General features: G+C 27.6%; 18 protein-coding genes. 3 read left to right on the top strand and 15 right to left on the bottom strand.

All coding sequences use genetic code 11. From position 1 onward, the window contains the following. Window positions 1–180 precede the first annotated feature (180 nt). Window positions 181–1,167, top strand: a complete 987-nt coding sequence (locus OW729_RS06405) for a tyrosine recombinase XerC (RefSeq protein WP_268060651.1) — start codon at window positions 181–183, stop codon at window positions 1,165–1,167. 18 nt (window positions 1,168–1,185) lie between these two features. On the opposite strand, the gene OW729_RS06400 is transcribed toward OW729_RS06405, so the two are convergent. After that, window positions 1,186–1,581 (bottom strand): hypothetical protein, encoded by a 396-nt coding sequence (locus OW729_RS06400; RefSeq protein ID WP_268060650.1) that lies wholly within the window; start codon window positions 1,579–1,581, stop codon window positions 1,186–1,188. 137 nt (window positions 1,582–1,718) lie between these two features. Here OW729_RS06400 and lexA point away from each other — a divergent pair, with 137 nt between their 5' ends. Next, on the top strand, window positions 1,719–2,327 hold the full coding sequence (gene lexA, locus OW729_RS06395; protein WP_268060649.1) for a transcriptional repressor LexA: 609 nt from the start codon (window positions 1,719–1,721) through the stop codon (window positions 2,325–2,327). Window positions 2,328–2,370: 43 nt separating this feature from the next. Here lexA and OW729_RS06390 read toward each other — a convergent pair whose 3' ends face one another. The 6 genes from OW729_RS06390 to miaB all read right to left on the bottom strand — a co-directional run bounded on the left by OW729_RS06390 (window position 2,371) and on the right by miaB (window position 11,292). Then, a complete protein-coding gene (locus tag OW729_RS06390) occupies window positions 2,371–3,651 on the bottom strand; it encodes a methionine gamma-lyase family protein (RefSeq protein WP_407647647.1) in 1,281 nt (426 codons plus the stop codon). 151 nt (window positions 3,652–3,802) lie between these two features. Then, entirely contained in the window at window positions 3,803–4,039 is a 237-nt protein-coding gene (gene hfq / locus OW729_RS06385) for an RNA chaperone Hfq (RefSeq protein WP_268060647.1), read from the bottom strand. Between the two features lie 56 nt (window positions 4,040–4,095). Beyond that, complete coding sequence (miaA, locus tag OW729_RS06380; protein ID WP_268060646.1) at window positions 4,096–5,043, bottom strand: tRNA (adenosine(37)-N6)-dimethylallyltransferase MiaA; 948 nt, start codon at window positions 5,041–5,043, stop codon at window positions 4,096–4,098. A gap of 16 nt (window positions 5,044–5,059) precedes the next feature. Continuing rightward, complete coding sequence (gene mutL / locus OW729_RS06375) at window positions 5,060–7,036, bottom strand: DNA mismatch repair endonuclease MutL (protein ID WP_268060645.1); 1,977 nt, start codon at window positions 7,034–7,036, stop codon at window positions 5,060–5,062. 18 nt (window positions 7,037–7,054) lie between these two features. Next, the gene (gene mutS, locus OW729_RS06370) at window positions 7,055–9,796 is read right to left on the bottom strand and encodes a DNA mismatch repair protein MutS (RefSeq protein WP_268060644.1); all 2,742 of its coding nucleotides are present in this window, start codon (window positions 9,794–9,796) and stop codon (window positions 7,055–7,057) included. 167 nt (window positions 9,797–9,963) lie between these two features. Next, window positions 9,964–11,292, bottom strand: coding sequence for a tRNA (N6-isopentenyl adenosine(37)-C2)-methylthiotransferase MiaB (gene miaB, locus OW729_RS06365; protein ID WP_268060642.1), 1,329 nt, complete (start codon window positions 11,290–11,292; stop codon window positions 9,964–9,966). A 254-nt stretch (window positions 11,293–11,546) separates the two neighbouring features. Here miaB and OW729_RS06360 point away from each other — a divergent pair, with 254 nt between their 5' ends. After that, window positions 11,547–11,702 carry a hypothetical protein gene (locus OW729_RS06360; RefSeq protein ID WP_268060641.1) on the top strand — a complete coding sequence of 52 codons (156 nt, stop codon included), beginning with the start codon at window positions 11,547–11,549 and terminating at the stop codon, window positions 11,700–11,702. Window positions 11,703–11,820: 118 nt separating this feature from the next. Here the strand turns inward: OW729_RS06360 and OW729_RS06355 are convergent, their stop codons facing one another. From OW729_RS06355 to OW729_RS06320, 8 genes are all read right to left on the bottom strand, one after another. After that, window positions 11,821–12,696, bottom strand: a complete 876-nt coding sequence (locus OW729_RS06355) for a GNAT family N-acetyltransferase (protein WP_268060640.1) — start codon at window positions 12,694–12,696, stop codon at window positions 11,821–11,823. 26 nt (window positions 12,697–12,722) lie between these two features. Continuing rightward, window positions 12,723–13,784, bottom strand: a complete 1,062-nt coding sequence (locus tag OW729_RS06350; protein ID WP_268060639.1) for a CotS family spore coat protein — start codon at window positions 13,782–13,784, stop codon at window positions 12,723–12,725. Between the two features lie 156 nt (window positions 13,785–13,940). Next, window positions 13,941–15,845, bottom strand: coding sequence for a bifunctional 4-hydroxy-3-methylbut-2-enyl diphosphate reductase/30S ribosomal protein S1 (locus tag OW729_RS06345; RefSeq protein WP_268060638.1), 1,905 nt, complete (start codon window positions 15,843–15,845; stop codon window positions 13,941–13,943). Window positions 15,846–15,866: 21 nt separating this feature from the next. Next, window positions 15,867–16,526 (bottom strand): (d)CMP kinase, encoded by a 660-nt coding sequence (gene cmk, locus OW729_RS06340; RefSeq protein WP_407647646.1) that lies wholly within the window; start codon window positions 16,524–16,526, stop codon window positions 15,867–15,869. Between the two features lie 85 nt (window positions 16,527–16,611). Continuing rightward, the gene (locus tag OW729_RS06335) at window positions 16,612–17,835 is read right to left on the bottom strand and encodes a BaiN/RdsA family NAD(P)/FAD-dependent oxidoreductase (RefSeq protein ID WP_268060637.1); all 1,224 of its coding nucleotides are present in this window, start codon (window positions 17,833–17,835) and stop codon (window positions 16,612–16,614) included. 130 nt (window positions 17,836–17,965) lie between these two features. After that, on the bottom strand, window positions 17,966–18,838 hold the full coding sequence (locus OW729_RS06330; RefSeq protein WP_268060636.1) for a MurR/RpiR family transcriptional regulator: 873 nt from the start codon (window positions 18,836–18,838) through the stop codon (window positions 17,966–17,968). A 135-nt stretch (window positions 18,839–18,973) separates the two neighbouring features. Next, window positions 18,974–19,684 (bottom strand): pseudouridine synthase, encoded by a 711-nt coding sequence (locus tag OW729_RS06325; RefSeq protein WP_268060635.1) that lies wholly within the window; start codon window positions 19,682–19,684, stop codon window positions 18,974–18,976. A gap of 141 nt (window positions 19,685–19,825) precedes the next feature. Beyond that, the gene (locus OW729_RS06320) at window positions 19,826–20,191 is read right to left on the bottom strand and encodes an HNH endonuclease (protein WP_268060634.1); all 366 of its coding nucleotides are present in this window, start codon (window positions 20,189–20,191) and stop codon (window positions 19,826–19,828) included. Window positions 20,192–20,754 lie beyond the last annotated feature (563 nt).

The raw sequence follows: 20,754 nt of genomic DNA, 5'->3' as shown, positions 1-20,754 counted from the left end.
GTTATTATATAAGTATAATAATTAAATGAAGATATATGGCTTATATGGATATATATTAGTTAGTGATGAAGTATATTTTACATATAACTAAAAATAGTATATAATTAACATAAAAAATACATAAGCAACTTCGCTAAATGTAAATTTAGCGAAGTTAAATAGGAAAAATAGGAGGGGTTTATGAATTATACACTAAGAGAAATATACGACAACACTTTGCCAGAATATTTAAATGAATTTTTAAACTATTTAGGTACTATAAAAGGAAAATCCCCCAATACAATAAAGGGATATAAATGGGATTTAACTATGTTTTTTAGATTTTTAAAACTCTACAAAGGTTATGTAGAATCTAATGTAGATTTTGATAAAATACCTATTGATGATATTGATAAAGCTTTTATTAGAAAAATAAAATTATCTGATCTATACGCTTTTATATCTTTTGCTGAAAATTATAGGAATAATGGAAATTATGCTAGAGCTAGAAAGGTCGCCTCTCTTAAATCTTTTTTTAAATATTTATTTGGAAAAGCTAAGATACTTGAAGAAAATCCAGCTTCAGAACTAGAATCTCCAAAAATAAATAAAAGAAATCCTGTTTATTTAACTTTAGATGAAAGTAAAAGACTGCTTTCCTCTATAGATGGACAAGCAAAAGAGAGAGATTATTGCATAATAACTTTATTTTTAAACTGTGGATTAAGACTTTCGGAGTTATGTAGTATAGATATATCTAGGATTAAAGGAGATACTTTAACTATAATTGGTAAAGGTAATAAAGAAAGAACTGTTTATCTTAATAAAGCTTGTTTGAAGTCCATAGAATCGTATGTTCCTATTAGAAATAAAAAATATGATAAAATACATATTGGAGATAAAGATGCTTTATTTATAAGTAAGAATAATAGAAGAATCAGCAAAAGAAGTGTTGAATTATTAGTAAAGAAATATCTTGAAAAAGCAGGTTTGGATAAAGAAAAATACACTCCACATAAATTGAGGCATACAGCAGCTACACTAATGTATAAATATGGAAATGTAGATATTAGAAGTCTTCAGAAGATTTTAGGGCATGAAAATGTTTCTACTACTCAAATTTATACCCATGTTGATGATGAATCATTGAGAAAAGCCGTAAGTTTGAATCCTTTAAGTGAGGAGTGAAGAACATTTTTATGCTCTTTACTCCCCTTTATCATTATCGAATACAAATAAACCTGGAAATACTTCTTTCATGGATTTTTTCTCATCTTCATTTTCTTCTAACACTTCATTAAGTCCATCTATATCCTCTATGTATTCTATTTTTATGTCTTTATTTTTTAGATTAGAATTATGTTTAGCGTATTTTTCGATTAATTCTTCCTTATTATTGTATTCTTCTGATGAGAAATTTTCTTCTACGGCTATGTTCTCTTCTACTATTTCATCTATTCCTATAGCTTTAGAATCATAACCTTCCATTTGCAAACATTTACCACAATTATTACATATTTTTGATGAATTTAAATCACATTTATTACAGTCGCCGCAGTTGGTACAGGGTTTATTTAATTGCAAGATACAGTATTTTAACATATTATATTTCTCCTTTAATAGTATTTCAAAGGTATTATATCAGAATAGAACAACATAATCAAATTTTTTAAGAACATTAGTTTGATATTTTTGGAAATATATGATATAATTCAAATTAAAAAGAGAGGTGCATAGATATGGGTAAAAGTAAGCCGGAGAAACAAATGGAAGTTTACGAATTTATCAAAAAGCATATTCTCCAAAAAGGATACCCACCTTCTGTAAGAGAGATATGTAAGGGAGTTGGATTAAGTTCTACGTCTACAGTTCATGGGCATCTTTCAAAATTAGAGAAAAAAGGCATGATAAGAAGAGACTCTACTAAGCCTAGAACTATAGAAATTTTAAAAGATCCTCCTATAAAAAAAGAAATGCTTAGCGTTCCTATCGTGGGGAAAGTAACTGCTGGTGAACCAATATTAGCCGTAGAAAATATAGAAGATACATTTCCTATTGCATTGAATTTTATGCCTAGTAATAAGGATGTATTTATGTTAAATGTTTCAGGGGAAAGTATGATTGATGCTGGTATTTTAGATGGGGATTTAGCGATAATAGAGAAAACAAATTATGCGGAAAATGGAGAGATTGTTGTAGCGCTAATTGAAAATGAGGCTACAATAAAGAGATTTTTTAAAGAAAAAGATCATATTAGGCTTCAGCCAGAAAATAAGGCTATGGAACCTATAATAGTAGATGATTGTAAGATTATTGGTAAAATAATAGGTTTGTTCAGAAGGTACTAAAAACAGCTGAAGAGAGGTCCTGCTTCTCACAGCTGCTTTTTATTTATTGATTGTTATTTAGTATTTTATTTAATGCAATAAGCACACCTATTTTTGCGTGATCAAAAGTTAAACCGCCTTGGAGATAAGCGATGTATGGTTCTCTTATTGGTGCATCTGCGGATAGTTCAATTGAAGAACCTTGTACGAATGCCCCAGCAGCCATTATTACTTGATCAGCGTATCCTGGCATATTCCATGGTTCACAAGATACAAATGAATCTATAGGAGAACCTAGCTGGATACCTTGGCAGAATTTAATTAATTTTTCTTTATCGTTGAATTTTATAGCTTGAATTATATCACTTCTATCCTCATCAAATCTAGGAAGTACTTCGAAACCTGCTAGTTCCATTATTCTAGCACAGAAAATAGCACCTTTTAATGCTTCTATGGCTACATGAGGGGCAAAGAATAATCCTTGATACATAGATCTCATAACTCCGAAAGTGGAGCCACATTCTCCCCCTATGCCAGGAACGGTTAATCTGTAAGAAGATTGTTCTACACATTCTTTAGTTCCAGCAATATAACCTCCTGTAGGCGCTATTCCTCCACCTATGTTTTTAATAAGTGAACCTGCAACTAAATCAGCTCCTATATCTGTTGGCTCTAAAATATCAATAAATTCACCGTAGCAATTATCTACAAAACAAATTATATTGTTTCTTATTGATTTAACACAATCAACTATTTCTTTTATATCATTTATAGAAAGAGCTCTTCTCCATCCATATCCTGTAGATCTTTGGATGTGAACAAGTTTTATTGTTGTATCCCCTGCTATCATTTTTTTAATGGCCTGTATATCTGGTTTCCCATCTTCTTTAAGCTCGATTTGTTTGTACAGTACCCCAAATTCTTTTAAAGAACCTATTCTTTCATCACCATCTATACCAATAACGCTATGAAGTGTATCATAAGGTTTACCGCACACTGATATCATAGTATCGCCAGGTCTTAAGTTCCCAAATAAAGCAGCTCCTAAGGCGTGAGTTCCATTAACGAAGTGAGGTCTTACAAGGGCAGCTTCACAGTTGAATATTCTAGCGTATACTTTATCTAAAGAGTCCCTTCCCATATCACCATATCCGTATCCGCTAGAATTGGTGAAGTGACATTCACTTATTCTCTCTTCTTGCATAGCATTTAAGACTTTTAATTGGTTAAATTCTCTTATTTCATCTAAAGCTTCAAACTTATCTTTAATGTCCTCTATAGCTTGGTTATACAACTCAATTATATTAGAGCTAATACCGTATTTTAAAGCTAATTCTTCTTTCATTTGTTGAATCATTATAGTAACCTCCAATTATATTAAAAATTCAGCTTTTGTTTCATAATAATTAATCTTATCTTATGTTTATATAAATAAGATTAATTAATTTTTAGATTAATATATTAAACATGAAAAAATAGGCAATTAATTGCCTATTTTAATTATTATCATCTTGAGTGAACAAAATAGGTTTTGATGGAATTATTGTAGAAACAGCATGTTTGTATATCATCATTTGTTTACCATCATTATCAAGTATTACTGTGAAATTATCAAACCCTTTTACATTACCTTTTAACTGGAACCCATTAGTTAAATATATTATAACAGGTATTTTGTTTTTTCTAGCATTGTTTAAAAATAAATCTTGCAAATTATTTGGTGATTTATTCATAGCAATCCCTCCAATTTTTTATAATGTTTATATTCTATAAAAAAGGATAAAATCCTTTAAATTTTAAGGTTTTTCATTTCATTGAATTTACTAATGATTGCTTCTGTAACTTGATAATTATCTTCATAATTATCTTTATCTATCCAAATAACTCTTTTGTCTTTTCTAAACCATGTCAATTGACGTTTAGCATAATTCCTGCTACCTTTTTTTATCATTTCTATAGCTTCATCTAAAGATAACTTACCATCAAGATAGTATAGGATTTCTTTATATCCTATTCCTTTCATAGACTGCATATCTTCAGTTAAACCCATGTCTTTTAATTTTTTAACTTCCTCAATAAGACCCTCTTCTAGCATTGTATCTACTCTATGATTAATTCTCTCATATAATTTAGCTCTATTCATAGTGAGTACAAAATAATATACGCTATAAGGTATATCATATATATCTTGCATAGCATTAAATTCACTTATAGTTTTCCCAGTGATTTTATATACTTCTAAAGCTCTTATAACCCTCTTTAAATCATTAGGATATAGTTTGCTATAAGATTGTGAGTCTATCTGTTTTAATAAAGAATGTACATACTCATTACCTTTTTCAGAAGCTAAGTTTTTTAAATATTCTCGGTAATCTTCATCTCTGTAGGTATTGGCAAAGTCATAATTAAATATTAGCGAATCAATATAAAAACCAGTACCTCCTACCACCATAGGTAGTTTGTTTTTAGAAGTTATCTTTTCTATAGATTTTGTTGCCTCGTTTTTAAACTCCACTACACTAAAGTCTTGAGCAGGGTCAACAAAATCTATTACATGATGAGGTACACCTTGTTTTTCATCATCTTTAACTTTAGCAGAACCTATATCCATAAATTTATATATTTGCATAGAGTCTGCTGAGATAATTTCACCATGTAACTTCTTAGCTAAATTTATAGATATGGCAGTTTTTCCGACAGCTGTAGGACCTGCAAGTATAAATAAATCTCTTTTCATCAGTCCTCTCCTTTTCTTATTGTATTCTTTTAAACTTTTTCTCAATGTCTTTCAATGTCATTCTTATAATAGTAGGTCTTCCATGAGGACAGTTAAAAGGTTCTTCTAGATATCTTAAGGTTTCCACAAGGGTTATCATTTCGCCATTGGAAAGGGTATGGTTAGCTTTAATAGCAGCTTTACATGCTAGAGAAGCTATAGTTCTCCACTTTACTTCTTCTACCTTACCAGAACCCATGTTCTTAATATTATCTAAAATTTCTAAAAAGAAGTTTTTTACATCGATTTTTCCGAGAAGCATAGGAGCTTCTCTTATATTTATCGTATTATCACCAAATAGTTCTATAGCAAATCCAGTTTGTTTAAATAAATCTTGATTTTCTTCATAATATGAAAATTCCTCATGAGTTAACTCTAAAATTACTGGTACCATTAGTATTTGAGATATTACCTCTTGACTACCTATTTGTTTTTTATATTTTTCATATAATACTTTTTCATGAGCGGCATGTTGATCTATCATATAAAATTCATTGTTTCCTTCTGCTAAGATATATGTGTTATTAAACTGTCCTATTATCTTTAGAGAAGGAAACTTAGGTTCTATACATTCACTTGTACTGTTATTCTCAACAACGAGCTCATGTTCTTTAGTTTGATTATATATGATTTCATTATATTTTTCAGTATTGTCATTTATAGTGTCTGGAGTTTTATCATTTAAACAATTATTAAGACTTTCAGTATTGCTAGCTTTAAAATGTTCTTTATTGTTTGTCACTATATTTGGAGCAGCAATATTATTATCGGTTAATAAATTCTTAGGTGAAATACTAGTTTTAAATTCCTCTTTTTTTAAATCTATAGGAATTTGCACAAGCTCTAATTTATCTGATTTAATATCATCATTAACTTTTGCTAGATTATTTTCCAGTTTATCTTCAGTTATATCTTTCGGATTAGAATTATCTGCTTTATCTAAAGACATATTATAAGAATCGCGCACGCTCTTAGCCATTGCATTATGAACAGTATCGAACACTAGTTTATATATGCTTCTCTCATTTTCAAATTTAATTTCTGATTTAGTTGGATGCACATTTACATCTATAAATTCAGGATATATGTCTAAAAACAAGACGAAAAAAGGATATTTATTTATTGTAAGAAAAGATTTGAAAGCATTTTCTACTGCAGCAGTAATTAATCCGCTTTTTATGTATCTTTTATTTACAAATATATTTTGATTGTTTCTACTTCCCCTACTGATTTCAGCATTTCCTATATATCCATATACTGAAGCTATATCTGAGTGTTCTTCAAAATGAATTATATTTTTATATACTTCTTTTCCATAGATTGTTCTTATAGTGTCTGTAACATCTTTAGAAGCAAATGTAACTAATGATTTTTTATCATTGTTATAATATTTAAAAGATATATCATGATTAGCTAAGGCAAGCCTATTTATTATATTAGATATTAAAGCAGATTCTCTTTGAGTAGATTTTAAAAATTTTTGTCTTGCAGGTACATTGAAAAATATATTGTCAACTTGAACATACGTTCCTACATTACACCCTACTTCTTTTATATAGTCTAAATTATTACCAGTTATAGAAATTTCTTTACCAAAGCTGTTATCAATATATCTACTTTTTAATTTAATTGAAGATACTGCACCTATACTTGGAAGAGCCTCTCCTCTAAAGCCAAAGGTATTTATGTTATAGATGTCTTCTAAAGAAGATATTTTGCTAGTTCCATGAGGTAAAAAAGCTTTTCCCATATCATCAGGATGTATTCCATAACCATCATCGATGACTTTTATTTGATTTTTACCACCTTCATGAATTTCTATAGTTATATTCTTAGCCTCTGCATCTATACTATTTTCTATCAATTCTTTTACAACAGAAGCAGGTCTTTCTACTACTTCACCTGCAGCAATTTTATTTGAAGTTTCGTCATTTAATATACTAATTCTTTTCATTAGATCACCTTCTATAAATTACAATGCTTTAGCTTTCTCTATTATATCATATAATTTGTTGAATCCTTCCATTGGATTCATTTTTAAAATATCAATAGAAGCTATTTCTTTTAATAAGGTTTCTTTTCCTATATCAGAAAACCCTATCTGCTGTATATTGGTGTTAGGTTTTTTTTCTTTTATTTTTTTTATTTCTAAAGGTTTTACTTCAATTGTTTCCTTTTTGATATCTTTAATGTCTTTTTCTACTTCTATTGCAGAAAAAGCAGCTTCTTTTACATTTAATTCTTCTTTTGATTTAATTATGTTAGGATTATAGTTGCTATTTATATGTTCCATATTAGAAGATGCTGAGTCCCCATTTTCTAATCTTTCAAGTATGGATCGCGCTCTATCTATTACATCATCAGGTATCCCAGCAAGTTTTGCTACCTCTATTCCGTAAGATTCGTCTGCACCGCCTTCTACGATTTTACGCAAGAATACTATATCATCTTCAAGCTTTTTAACAGCTATTGAATAATTTTTAACACCTAAAATTTTATCTTCTAGAGAAGTTAGCTCGTGATAATGAGTTGCAAATAATGTTTTGCATTTTAAAGAAGGATTATTACATATATATTCTATTACTGACCAAGCAATGCTTAATCCGTCATAAGTACTAGTACCTCTACCTACTTCATCTAATAATATAAGACTTCGATTAGTTGCATTTTTTAATATATTAGATACTTCCCACATTTCAACCATAAATGTACTTTTACCGCCAGCTAAGTCATCAGAAGCTCCTATTCTTGTAAATATTTTATCACATATAGCTATAGATGCGTTTTGTGCAGGTACAAAGCTACCTATTTGAGCTAAAATGCTAATTAAAGCTACTTGTCTCATATAAGTAGATTTACCTGCCATATTAGGTCCTGTAATCAAAATTAATTGATTATCTTCATTATTAATGGTTGTGTTATTAGATACAAAGCTTTCTCTTGGTAGCATTTTTTCAACTACAGGATGCCTTCCCTCTTCAATATACAATTCTCCAAATTCCTTTATTTCTGGTTTGCAGTAATTATTTTCAAGAGCTACAATAGCTAGAGAACATAAACAGTCTATTTCAGATATAAGTTTTGCAGTAAATTTCATTCTATCTATTTCTTTTTCTATAGATTCTCTTATTTCTACAAATAGATCATATTCAAGGTTTATTAATTTGTCTTGTGCTCCGAGTATTTTATCTTCCACTTCCTTTAATTCAGGAGTTATATATCGTTCGCAATTTGCAAGTGTTTGTTTCCTTATATACCTTCCATCAGGTACAAGATTTAGATTTGATTTTGTAACCTCGATATAATATCCAAATACTTTATTATATCGTATTTTCAAGGATTTTATTCCTGTAACTTCTCTTTCTGTATTTTCAAGATTAGCAATCCACTCTTTACCATGAGCTTTTGCTTCCCTTAATTCATCTACATCTTTATTATATCCGTTCTTTATTATCCCTCCTTCTTTTACCGATAAAGAAGGTTCATAAGAAATAGACTTATCTAAAAGACTAAACACATCTTCAAGACAATCTAACTTATTATATATTTCTTTTAGAAGAGAGCTGTCAAATCCTTTTAAAAGATCTTTTACTTTAGGAATCTTTCCTATAGAATTTTTTAAAGATAGAAGTTCTTTAGCATTTACGCTTTTAGAAGAAACTTTTCCAGCTAATCTTTCTATGTCATAGATATCCATAAGTTGCTCTTTTAATTCTTCATATAAATAATTTTTTTCTATGATTTCTTGTACTGAATTTAACCTTTTATCTATTGAGTTTTTTTGAATAAGAGGTTGTTCTACCCATTTTCTGAGCAGTCTTCCGCCCATAGCAGTATTAGTTTTATCTATTACCCAAAGAAGAGAACCTTTTTTTGATTTATCTCTTAAAGTCTCCGTAAGTTCCAAATTTTTACGAGAATTAATATCTATACTTAAGTAGTCTATTATATGATAGTATTCAATGGTATCAATATGTGTAAGAATAGTTTTTTGAGTATCTAATATATAATTTAAAAGACCATTACAACTTTGTAGTAAAACAATATCAAAATTTATAGAACTAAAGTTTTTGAATTGTCTTTTTAAGTTCTCTTCTGCATTATCATTAAAATAATCTATAGGACGAGAAGTAAAGGAAACTTGGAATCTTTCTTTTATAGATTGTAGAAGCTTAGTATTTATATTATCTTGTATAATAATTTCTTTTGGAGTATATTTAGATATTTCATCTAGGACAGTTGTAATATCATAATCTGAAAAAGTACATTGAAAGTCTCCTGTTGATATATCCGCAAAACTCATAGCTACTTTGTCATTTTCTATAAATAAACTCATAACATAGTTATTTTTAGTTTCTTCTAAAAAATTTGAATCAGAGTAAGTTCCAGGAGTAATTATTTTAATGACATCTCTTTTTACAAGCCCTTTACACTTTGAAGGATCTTCTAATTGTTCACATATGGCTATCTTATAACCTTTATTTACAAGGCGTGTTATATAGGAATTAGCAGAGTGATATGGTATTCCACACATAGGAGCTCTTTTTTCAAGGCCGCAATCTCTACCTGTTAAAACAAGCTCTAGTTCTCTTGCCGCAATTTCTGCATCATCAAAAAACATTTCATAAAAATCACCTAATCTAAAAAATATTATGCAGTCTTTGTTTCTATCTTTTACTTCTAGATATTGTTGCATCATTGGAGTTAACCCCACAAAAATACCTCCTTTTTAAAGATAATATAAAAAGCTCTTATAAGAGCTTTTTATTATTCTGACATTTTAAATTAATATCAGTTATCCGATTTATATTTCATTATTAATACTGAATTAATAATGAAGTTCTCTTATGAATTAAAAATCAATGTTGATAAAAAATCTAGTTATACTATTTCTCCAATTAATGAGAATGGCTGAGCTCTAACTATCTTTACATTAACGAGTTTTCCTATATTTTCAGGACTTCCATTAAAGTTAACTAATCTATTGTTTCTTGTTCTACCTGTAAGTCTAGTTTCATCATTTTTGCTAGCTCCTTCTACTAGAACTTCAACAACTTTTCCTTCATATTCTTTATTTTTTCTTTCTACTATTTCATTTATGGCTTCTACCAATTTATTAAATCTTTTATGCTTAATATCATCAGGAACTTGAGCTTGAAGTTTTGCAGCTGGTGTACCTTCTCTTATAGAATATATAAATGTAAATACAGAGTCAAATTCTACTTTTTTTACTATACTTAGGGTTTCTTCAAAGTCCTCTTCACTTTCTCCAGGGAAACCTATAATTATATCTGTAGTAATTGCTACATCAGGTATGTTATCTCTAAGTTTTTTAGCTAAAGTCAAATAATTTTCTCTAGTATATTTTCTGTTCATCTCTGTAAGAATTTTAGTAGAACCTGATTGTAATGCAAAATGTCCATGTTCACATACTTTATCACATTCAGCTATGGCCTTTATTAAATCATCTGATACATCTTTAGGATGAGATGTCATAAATCTTATTCTTTGAACACCATCTATTTTATTTACCATTCTTAAAAGATTTGGAAAAGTTATTTCAGGTTCAAGGCCTTTACCATAAGAATTAACATTTTGACCAAGAAGCGTGATTTCTTTATAACCTTTTGATACTAAATCTTTAATTTCATTGACTATATCCTCTGGTTTTCTACTTCTTTCCCTACCTCTAACATATGGAACTATACAGTAAGAGCAGAAATTATTGCATCCATACATTATTGTTACAAAGGCTTTTATATCACTTTTTCTATCAATAGGCAATCCTTCTATTATGCCATCTTCTTTATCCCAAACTTCTATTATAGATTTACCGTCTTTTTTCACTCTATCTATATATTCAGGAAGTTTATAGGAATTAAAGCTTCCAACTATTATATCCACATAAGGAAATTTCTTTATGATTTTTTCTGGCATCCCTTTTTGTTGAGTCATGCAACCACAAATTATAATTATTAAGTTAGGGTTTGCTTTTTTTAAGTGTTTTAATTCTCCTATGTGGCCAAATACTTTTTGTTCGGCATTTTCTCTTACACAGCAAGTATTAAATATTATTATATCAGCTTCTTTACGAACAGAAGTTCTATTACATCCTAATCCCTTCAACAATCCTGATATTTTTTCAGAGTCTTCCTCATTCATTTGACAACCCCAAGTATCTATATAATATTTATCTTTTAAATTTTTCATAATCTTAAATCTCCTTCAATAAAGTTTTACCATTTGTTAAGCAACTATTAATTATTATATATAATTTAAAGAACTTTTAAAAGGACTTTTTAGTTATTTTAACATTTATCTTAATTTAATATCAAAGTAAATTCTAAAATCAGCCTTTAATTGAGATATAAAAATACGAACGAATGTTCAGAAGGATCAGAAAGGATAGCAGGGTTAAAATAATTAAATTTTGGATAAAATATTAAAAAGGAGGGTTGAGATTTATGTATGATGCAAAAGAGTTAGAAGAAAAAGATAGAGATACTCAGTATAGTAGATATGATTGTATTTATGATAGAAGTTATTATTATAAGGTACAGACTGAAAATATGATGAACTTAAAATCTTCTTATGTGCCTAGGGAAAATGTTTTAGAATAAAAATTTAAAAGAACAGTTTGATAATTATTTAGAGAAATTGCATAATTAAAAGAAATTTACATGTAACTATGCAATTTTCTTATTTAACAAAGACTATAGGAGCAATAATATTATGCTCCTATAATTTATTTAATACCCAAGTATAAGTTTCTTTTTTTATTTGAAATCCAAAGTATTTATATAATTTAATTGCGGAATAATTATTAAAATCCACATGAATATTTACTTTATTATAATTATTATCTTTTAATATATTTAATAGGTATGATAACAGTATTTTAGCATAGCCTTTTTTTCTGAATTCTTGTATTATTCCAAAATTCACTATATATGGAGTTCCGTTTCGTATTATTATTTGGCCATATCCAATATAATTATTACCGTCTTTTATAAGTATTGCCCCTTTGGCGAAATAATAGTCTTGTATTTCATCGTAGTATATATCTTTTGGCTCCAAAGGAATTCTATCTTTACTCTCAAATATGGCATTTTGAATGAAACATCGTAATTCCTCATCATGTCCTATAAGTACCTTTTTAAAAGAAACGTAATCAGGTTTATCAAAGGGGGTAATATTATTTAGATTTAGAGACATTTCAAAAAATCCTTTTGCTCTTATAAAATTAAGAGTATTTAGTATTTTATGATTAAAATTATTTTTCACACAATCATAATATATCTTAGAGTATCCATTTATTGAATCTAGTAACAGCTTATACTCATCTAAAATGTGATCATTATTGATATTAGCAACAAACATAGATTGTATTCTATAAATAGATTTTTTTACATTCTCACTCCAAATATAACCTATATAAGAGGAATCATTTTTTAATAATTTAATTTTCTTTTTTTCTAAAAACTTTTGAAAAGGGTTTTTGCTATCATATATTTCAAAAAAATCTTTGTTTATTTCATTAAATTTATCTTTTAAATCATTTAGTTTTTTAAATTCATAAAAATTACTTTTAGTTAGTGGAATTATTTCATACATAACTCTACCTTCTTTAATCTAGGATATTAATAAGTATAACTATCTAAAAACTTTATATAGTCTTGTAAAAATTTTTCTTCTAATGTCATATTCGATAATATTTTATTTAATTTACTAGAATATTTTTCTTCACTCCAATGTTTATATTTTATATATCTTTTTCTACCTAATTTCCAAAATTTATGAGGAAATACTATTATGGCCAACATTACTTCTAATTCGCTTTTACTCAATTTAGTTACTGAATTATAACCTTCAATAATTTGTTTTGCTTTTTGAAAATCCCATTTATAATTGTGTTTACTCATAAGTCTTCGTATAAATTTACCTAAATCATTTACTTGTAGATCTATTGTTATGCTATCAAGATCAATAATATAATATTTGTTATCTCTTTTTATTATATTTTGATAATAAAAGCTATTGTGGCAAATTGTATGATTTTTTTCGGCTTCTTTAGATAATCTATAGTACTCTGAGTTATTTAATATACTTAGAGTTAACAAACCTCTCTTATAAAATTCATCTATATGTTCTAAATACTTTTTATCAAATTCATTTTTAATCTTTTTATTTAAAATTATTTTTTTAAAGTTTGGCAAGTCATAGAGTTTATTTTTGTAAATTTGAGTCCAATTTTTTAAGTTGTTTTTAATTTTAAGATCTTTAGTATCAATTTCAGAAGTAGCCGAGTGAAATTTAGCTAATAGTGAAGCACATTTTTTAGCTTCTTCCAAATTTGAAAAATCACATTCATCGCCATCTATCCATTCTGTAGTATAAAAAAAATAATTTTTATATTTAACAAATAAATTATCATTTTGTGTTTTCATGAATGTGGCAGTATTGTTGAAGTTATTTTGGTATAATGCTTCTACTAAGATATTTCCGTTAGTAGCTTTATTTCTTCCATGACTAAATCTTTTTAAGCATATATTTCCTTTGGAAGTTCGTACTTTGTAAGCACTTCTTACTTTTTTATAGTCTATAAACTCAATATTATATCTATCTAACACTTTTTTAATTATTAAATCTTCTTTATCTGAGATGATTTCATTATACTTCATACGTTTACTTTTTTTGCCCATAGTCTTTCCCTCCATACACCTACTATTAAATTATATATTGTAGGAATGTTGAAATATTACTAAATTTCAACATATTATAAAGAGAATTTCTAAAATAATGAGGTAAGAATACAATAAACTGTATGCTTACCCCATGTTCTAACCAATATATTTAAGTTATTCAACTTCTTTAATACTTAAACTGATTCTTTTTTCTGAATTACTTACATTTAAAATTTTAGCTTTTACTTCATCGCCTATATTTAATACTTCATTTGGTTTGTTAATTCTCTTATGACTTATTTCAGAAATATGAACTAATCCATCTACACCTGGTTCTATTTCTATGAAAGCACCAAAATCAGCGAATCTAACTACTTTACCAAGAACCACATTTCCAATAGGATATTTTTCTTCAACATTAAGCCATGGATTAGGTGTTAAACTTTTTATACTTAAAGATAATTTTCTATTTTCTTTATCTAAATCTAAAATACATACTTTAACTTTCTCTTTAACTTTAAGAACATCTTCAGGTTTTTCAACTCTTCCCCAAGAAATTTGGGAAACATGAAGTAGTCCATCTATTCCATTTATATCTACAAAAGCGCCAAATTTAGTTAGTCTTTTTACTTCTCCCTCTACTATCTTACCTTTTTCAAGAGATTCCCATGCATTGGCTTCTTTTGCTTCTTTTTCTTTGATTAATAAATCTCTTCTAGAAGCTACAATTCTTGTGCCTTTTCTTTGAGGTTTATATTCTATTATGTTTACATCTAAGGTCTTACCTATGTATGAAGATAAATCATCTACATGATGTAATTCTAAATGAGAAGCTGGAATAAATACTCTTGCTCCATTATATTTTGCAATTAGTCCACCTTTAACAGTTTCTCTAATTTCAACTTTTAAATTAGTCTTATTATTAAAAGCTTCCTTGATATCAGAATAAGCTTTTTCTCTTTCAATTTCTATTTTAGATAATACTACATAACCATCATCATTTTTAAGACTGATTACTTTAGCCTCAATTTCGTCTCCAATATTAAATAAGTCAGTTAATTTTATGTTTTCATCATTTGTAACTTCTTTAAGAGGTAAGAAACCATCTTTTTTATAGCCAATATTTACAAAAGCTTCTCTTTCATTTAAAGAAATTATTTGACCTTTTATTTTGTCACCTACTGCTATTTGTACATCATTTTGTTCCATGAAAGCAAGTTGTTCATTAAATTCTAATTCTCTGTTTTCATTCATCTTTGTAATTGCCTCCTTTATTATCCAATCAGGTGTTGAAGCGCCGGCTGTAACACCTATATTTTTACTAGTTTTAATTATTTTATCAGGGATTTCTCCTGAATTTTCTACATGTATAGTATTTTTACAATTTTGTTTGCATAACTCATATAACTTAGTAGTATTGGAACTATGATATCCTCCTATTACAATCATAGTATCAACTTTTTTTGAAAGATCCCATGCGGAGTTTTGGCGTATATGAGTTGCATTACAGATAGTATTTATAGCAACAAATTCTCTACATTTAGATGCAATAACATTAATTACCTTCCCCCAATTTTCTTGTTTTTCAGTAGTTTGAGAAACAACACAAACTTTTTTTAATATATTTTCTATATTTGAACCATCTTTAGTAATTAAAGCTGAATTATCACACCAACCATTTATTCCAATTACTTCTGGATGGCTAGAGTCTCCAACTATAACTATACCATAACCAAGTTTGTGATATTTCTCTACCTCATGATGAATTTTAGAAACGTGAGGACAAGTAGAGTCTATAATTGTTAACTTTTTTTCTTTAAGTTTATTTATTACATGAGGAGTAGTTCCATGGGAACGTATAACGATAACATCTTTTTCTTTTAACTTATCGATATCTTTAAAATCTATAGAATTTATATTTTTAGATTCTAAGTAATTTACTACATCTTTATTATGAATTAGTGGACCTAAAGTATATATTGTATTATCATTTTCATTTCTGGCATTTAAGGCTTTGTCCACGGCCCTTTTTACCCCAAAGCAAAAGCCAGCTTTACTAGCTAAAATTATATTCCGCATAAGTTTACAACCTCTATAATATTAATTATTAATTTTATTTCTTATATAAGAGCAAATTTTTTCTACCACTTCTTCTATATTCATGTTTGTAGAATCAATTTCTATAGCATCTTCTGCTTTAGTTAATGGATCAGTTTCCCTATTGCAGTCTATATAGTCTCTCTTTTTTATTTCATCTAAAATATTTTCATAATTTACATCAAGTTTTTTTAATTTTAACTCTTCATATCTTCTTCTAGCCCTTTCCTCTGGAGAAGCAGTTAAAAAGAATTTAAAAGGAGCATCTTTAAGTACTACAGTACCAATATCTCTACCGTCCATTATTACATCATACTTTTCAGCCATTTCCCTTTGTATTGCAACAAGTCTATGTCTTACCTCTTTTATAGAAGCATAATTAGAAACATTGTTGCTTATATAAGGCAATGTAAGTTTGTCATTTATATTTTCACCATTTAATATTAATTCATTATTTTGAAAATACATATCCATAGTATCAACTAATCTACATAATTTATCCATGTTGGAGTGATGAATATCTTTTTCTAAAGCCTTTAAGGTAACAGCTCTATACATAGATCCTGTATTTATATACATAAGATTAAATTTTTCCCCGACCCTTTTAGCTATAGTACTTTTCCCTGCACCGGCTGGACCGTCAATTGCCACTATTATTCTCATATAAATCCGCCTTTCTATTTTAAACAGTACCAATGTAATATATTCTATATTAATTATGAAAATCCTTTATAATTTACAATATTTATTATTCATTAACAGACATACCTGCAAGATAACCTGTTGATAGAGCTATTTGAATATTATAGCCACCAGTGTAAGCATCAACATCAATCATTTCTCCAGCAAAATATAAATTATTGATTAGTTTTGATTTCATTGAAGAAGGGTCAATCTCTCTGACATTAATACCGCCACTAGTTACAATTGCTTCCTCAATAGGTCTTAATCCTTTAATATTAAGTTCAAAATTTTGAAGTAAATTAACAAGTGTTTTTCTCTCAACTTTTGTTATGGAATTAACTTTTTTAGATTCATCTATATTGCTTAATTTTATGATTATGTCAATAAGTTTATTAGGTAATAAATCATTCAGTGAATTTTTAAAATCTTTATTACAATATTTAGTAAAATCCTTTTGGATTCTTTTATCAAGCTCATCTTCGGTTAAAGCAGGTTTCAAATTTATAATAGCTTTAAGACCTTTGCTCTCATTTACTACCCTACTGCTACTTAGAACAATAGGTCCAGATATACCAAAATGGGTAAAAAGCATTTCACCAAATTCATTATATAAAATTTTATTTTTTTCATTTTTTATAGACAAAGATACGTTTTTTAAAGAAAGTCCTTGAAGATCTTTTATCCAATTCTCTTTAACTTCAATTGGAACTAAGGCTGCTTTAGGAGTTACTATATTATGGCCTAGCTTTTTAGAATAATTTAATCCTTCACCAGTAGAACCTGTTTGAGGATAGGATAAACCACCTGTAGCAAAAATGAAGCTATCTGCATAAAACTCTTCATTGTTATCTAAAATTATTTTTTCTATCATATTATTTTTTGCTATAACTTTTTTTACATAAGAATTTAGCATTACTTTAACATTATTTTTTATAAGAGCTTTTTCAAAAGCTTTTATTATATCTGAGGATTTATCTGATTTTGGAAATACTCTATCTCCTCTTTCAGTTTTTAATTCTACTCCTAAGTTATTAAAAAAGTCCATTGTATTTTCATTAGTAAAAGTATATAAACTACTGTATAAAAAGTTTGAATTAACTGGTATATAGTCAAAAAACTCACTTATATCTTTACTATTAGTTACATTACATCTACCTTTACCAGTTATAAATAATTTTTTGCCAAGTTTATCGTTTTTATCAATCAAAGTCACTGTGCTTTTTTCAGAAGCTTTAATTGCTGCCATCATTCCAGCGGGACCGCCACCTACAACTATAACTGTTCTCATTTATTCACCTCATTGTACATACATAAATTTCTACTATTATAATTTAATATAACACTAGTGTTTATTCAAGTATTTAAAATAAATAATACATAAAAAAAGAGGGTATATAACGCTCCCCCTTTTTAAAAAATTAATCTTCTTTTTTATAAGAATATACGTGGTATTCTTCCCAAATACTTTCTAATTCCTTAAATGTGGCGGAAGTAGATTCCTTATTTCTCAAGCCAACAGCTACTATAAGAGCATTTATAACACTTAAAGGAGCAACTAAGGAGTCAACAAAGGATGCCATATTACTTTGAGCAATTAAAGTATATTCAGCTCTAGTTGCTAATGGAGAAAGCAAACTATCAGTTAGTGCTACAACTTTAGTACCTTTACTTTGGGCATAAGATAATGCTTCTATAGTTCTTCCAGCATAACGAGGAAATCCAATTCCAATTACTAAGTCTTCATCAGTTATATTTATCATTTGGTCAAAAACATCGCTAATTCCGTGCTTAACAACCTTTACATTATCTAACATAATATTTAAATAGAAACCAAGAAAATCAGCTAAAGCAGTAGAACTTCTTAATCCAATAATATATATTCTTTTAGCATTTAATATACAATTAACTACTTGTTCAAAATCTTTATGATTAATCTTTTCTAAAGTAGCTCGTATATTTTCCATATCTGCTTTTAATACACCTTTTAAAGCGTTTTCTTGATTTATCAAATTATTTGATAATTCTATTCTTTGAACAGTAGTTAATTTATTTTTAATTAAGTCATGAAGTGCTTTTTGTAATTTAGGATATCCACTAAAGCCTAATTCATTTGCAAATCTAACTACTGTAGATTCACTAACTCCTACACTTGTACCAAGCTTTGCTGCTGTCATAAAAGCAGCTTTATCATAATGTTTTAATATGTATTCAGCAATTAATTTTTGACCTTTACTTAGTCGTGGAAACTTTATCTGAATGGTTCTCATGAGATCTTGAGTATTTTCGTCCATAGTTATCAAACCCTTTCTTACATTGCAAAAAAATGAAATTTTTATTTCATTTTAACATCAATTAAAACATTTATCAAGTTACATTTCATATTTAAAGGGATTAGTGTGTAGAAATTAAGGAGAATTATAGTATAATCATAGAGAATTTAAATAATTCATTTCGTATTCATGCAAATATCTCCATTCACCTTGCTTTAAATTTCCTAAAGTAAGTTTACCTATACAAATTCGTTTTAAGGAAATGACTGGATGACCTATTTTATCACACATTTTTCTAATTTGCCTGTTTTTTCCTTCATGAATTGTTATTTCAACTTCACAGGTGTCTTTAAGTTTTTTTATTATTTTAAAACTTGCATTTGAAGTAATATAACCTCCAATATCAATACCATTACAAAATTTCTCTATTTTTTCTTTGGAAGGAATACCTTTAATAGTTGCTAAATATAGTTTATTTATTTCTTCTCTTGGATGAATTATTTTATTATAGATATCTCCGTCATTTGTAAGAAGAATTAATCCAGAAGTGTTATAGTCCAATCTACCTATTGGATATATTCTTTCATCTAGTTTAATTAAGTCTATAATTGTTTTTCTTCCTCTATCATCTTTAACAGTGGATACATATCCTTCAGGTTTATTTAAAGCTATGTATAATTTACTTTTTTCTTTTGTTATTAATTTAGAATCTACATATACTTTATCTTTATCATTATCAATTTTTACTCCTAATTCTCGTACTATTTTATCATTAACTCTTACTTTACCTGATAGTATTATATCTTCACATTTTCTTCTTGAATCAACTCCGCATGAGGCCATGTATTTTTGAAGTCTTTCTATCACTGCTATCACCTGCCTTGTTTTTATGTAGATAATTATATAGGGATTTTATTTATTTTTCAAATTTTGATTTAAGTTTACTTTTGTTTTAAAAATGCATAATAAATATTATGTAAACTATATGTTCATTATATTTTTTATTTGTTAAATATATATTTTTCCACCCATAAGTATTTTAATAACGTCTATTTTTTTATATCCCTTTTTATATCCCTTTTTATATTCTTTAAATTTTCTTTCAATTATTTTCCATTGAAAAGGATTTATCTTTAGTAATTTTTTTAAATCATTCATGCTATAATATTCTTCTTTAAGTATATTAAATAGCTTATTTTGAAAGTCTTTTTTATACTCATAATCTACATTTCTGTTTTTATGAGGACCTAATGCTCCTCTATGGTGTTCAGAACATAGATAAATATAATTTAAAGGAATATCTATTCCTCCTTGATTTTTATAAACAATGTGATGTTTTTCGCCATGTGCACCACATATGATACATTTACTCATTTCTATCTCCTTAAAATTTATATATGTTTACCAAACAAAAAATATCCTATAGCAAATCCTATACCACTAAATATTAGAATGAATAAAATTACCTTTAGTATTTTTTTCATTTATATCACCTCTTAATCATTATTTTATCATTCATCATTATTTTAATAAACAATATATTTCAATAATTTTCTAAATATTTATTTAATTTATAATATAAATATATTTAATTACCTAGATTTCGTACAAATATAAAAATTATATTTTCATATAATTACCTGTTAATATTATTCAATATATTCCATAGTCGCCTAGATTTTTAGGCGGAGCCTGCTGGAATAATTCCACAGAATTAAATTTGACAGCACTAAATAAAAGTAAAATTCCATTTACTGTTTTGGATAATATTACATTAATTAATTTATTGTATTTAACTTCATATGTTAAGTTTTAATTGTATATATTTAGGGGTATAGAGTGCGTTAGCAATTAGTTTTGCCAGTTTTGTTATGGGTGGAATGTTAACTATAATTCCTTCGGAAGTTCTTTTAACAATACCTTTTATATTACCAATG

It is taken from the genome of Clostridium brassicae (assembly GCF_026738875.1).
GTDB classification, from domain to species: domain Bacteria; phylum Bacillota; class Clostridia; order Clostridiales; family Clostridiaceae; genus Clostridium_H; species Clostridium_H brassicae.
The sequence above is the reverse complement of the archived record's forward strand: the minus strand, read 5'-3'. Positions and strand labels throughout refer to the sequence as shown.

Bases quoted from the DNA above. Each gene is read 5' to 3' on its own strand.
- OW729_RS06405 (WP_268060651.1), top strand. From the start codon at position 181: ATGAATTATACACTAAGAGAAATATACGACAACACTTTGCCAGAATAT.
- OW729_RS06400 (WP_268060650.1), bottom strand. From the start codon at position 1,581: ATGTTAAAATACTGTATCTTGCAATTAAATAAACCCTGTACCAACTGC.
- lexA (WP_268060649.1), top strand. From the start codon at position 1,719: ATGGGTAAAAGTAAGCCGGAGAAACAAATGGAAGTTTACGAATTTATC.
- OW729_RS06390 (WP_407647647.1), bottom strand. From the start codon at position 3,651: ATGAAAGAAGAATTAGCTTTAAAATACGGTATTAGCTCTAATATAATT.
- hfq (WP_268060647.1), bottom strand. From the start codon at position 4,039: ATGAATAAATCACCAAATAATTTGCAAGATTTATTTTTAAACAATGCT.
- miaA (WP_268060646.1), bottom strand. From the start codon at position 5,043: ATGAAAAGAGATTTATTTATACTTGCAGGTCCTACAGCTGTCGGAAAA.
- mutL (WP_268060645.1), bottom strand. From the start codon at position 7,036: ATGAAAAGAATTAGTATATTAAATGACGAAACTTCAAATAAAATTGCT.
- miaB (WP_268060642.1), bottom strand. From the start codon at position 11,292: ATGAAAAATTTAAAAGATAAATATTATATAGATACTTGGGGTTGTCAA.
- OW729_RS06360 (WP_268060641.1), top strand. From the start codon at position 11,547: ATGTATGATGCAAAAGAGTTAGAAGAAAAAGATAGAGATACTCAGTAT.
- OW729_RS06355 (WP_268060640.1), bottom strand. From the start codon at position 12,696: ATGTATGAAATAATTCCACTAACTAAAAGTAATTTTTATGAATTTAAA.
- OW729_RS06350 (WP_268060639.1), bottom strand. From the start codon at position 13,784: ATGGGCAAAAAAAGTAAACGTATGAAGTATAATGAAATCATCTCAGAT.
- OW729_RS06345 (WP_268060638.1), bottom strand. From the start codon at position 15,845: ATGCGGAATATAATTTTAGCTAGTAAAGCTGGCTTTTGCTTTGGGGTA.
- cmk (WP_407647646.1), bottom strand. From the start codon at position 16,526: ATGAGAATAATAGTGGCAATTGACGGTCCAGCCGGTGCAGGGAAAAGT.
- OW729_RS06335 (WP_268060637.1), bottom strand. From the start codon at position 17,835: ATGAGAACAGTTATAGTTGTAGGTGGCGGTCCCGCTGGAATGATGGCA.
- OW729_RS06330 (WP_268060636.1), bottom strand. From the start codon at position 18,838: ATGGACGAAAATACTCAAGATCTCATGAGAACCATTCAGATAAAGTTT.
- OW729_RS06320 (WP_268060634.1), bottom strand. From the start codon at position 20,191: ATGAGTAAATGTATCATATGTGGTGCACATGGCGAAAAACATCACATT.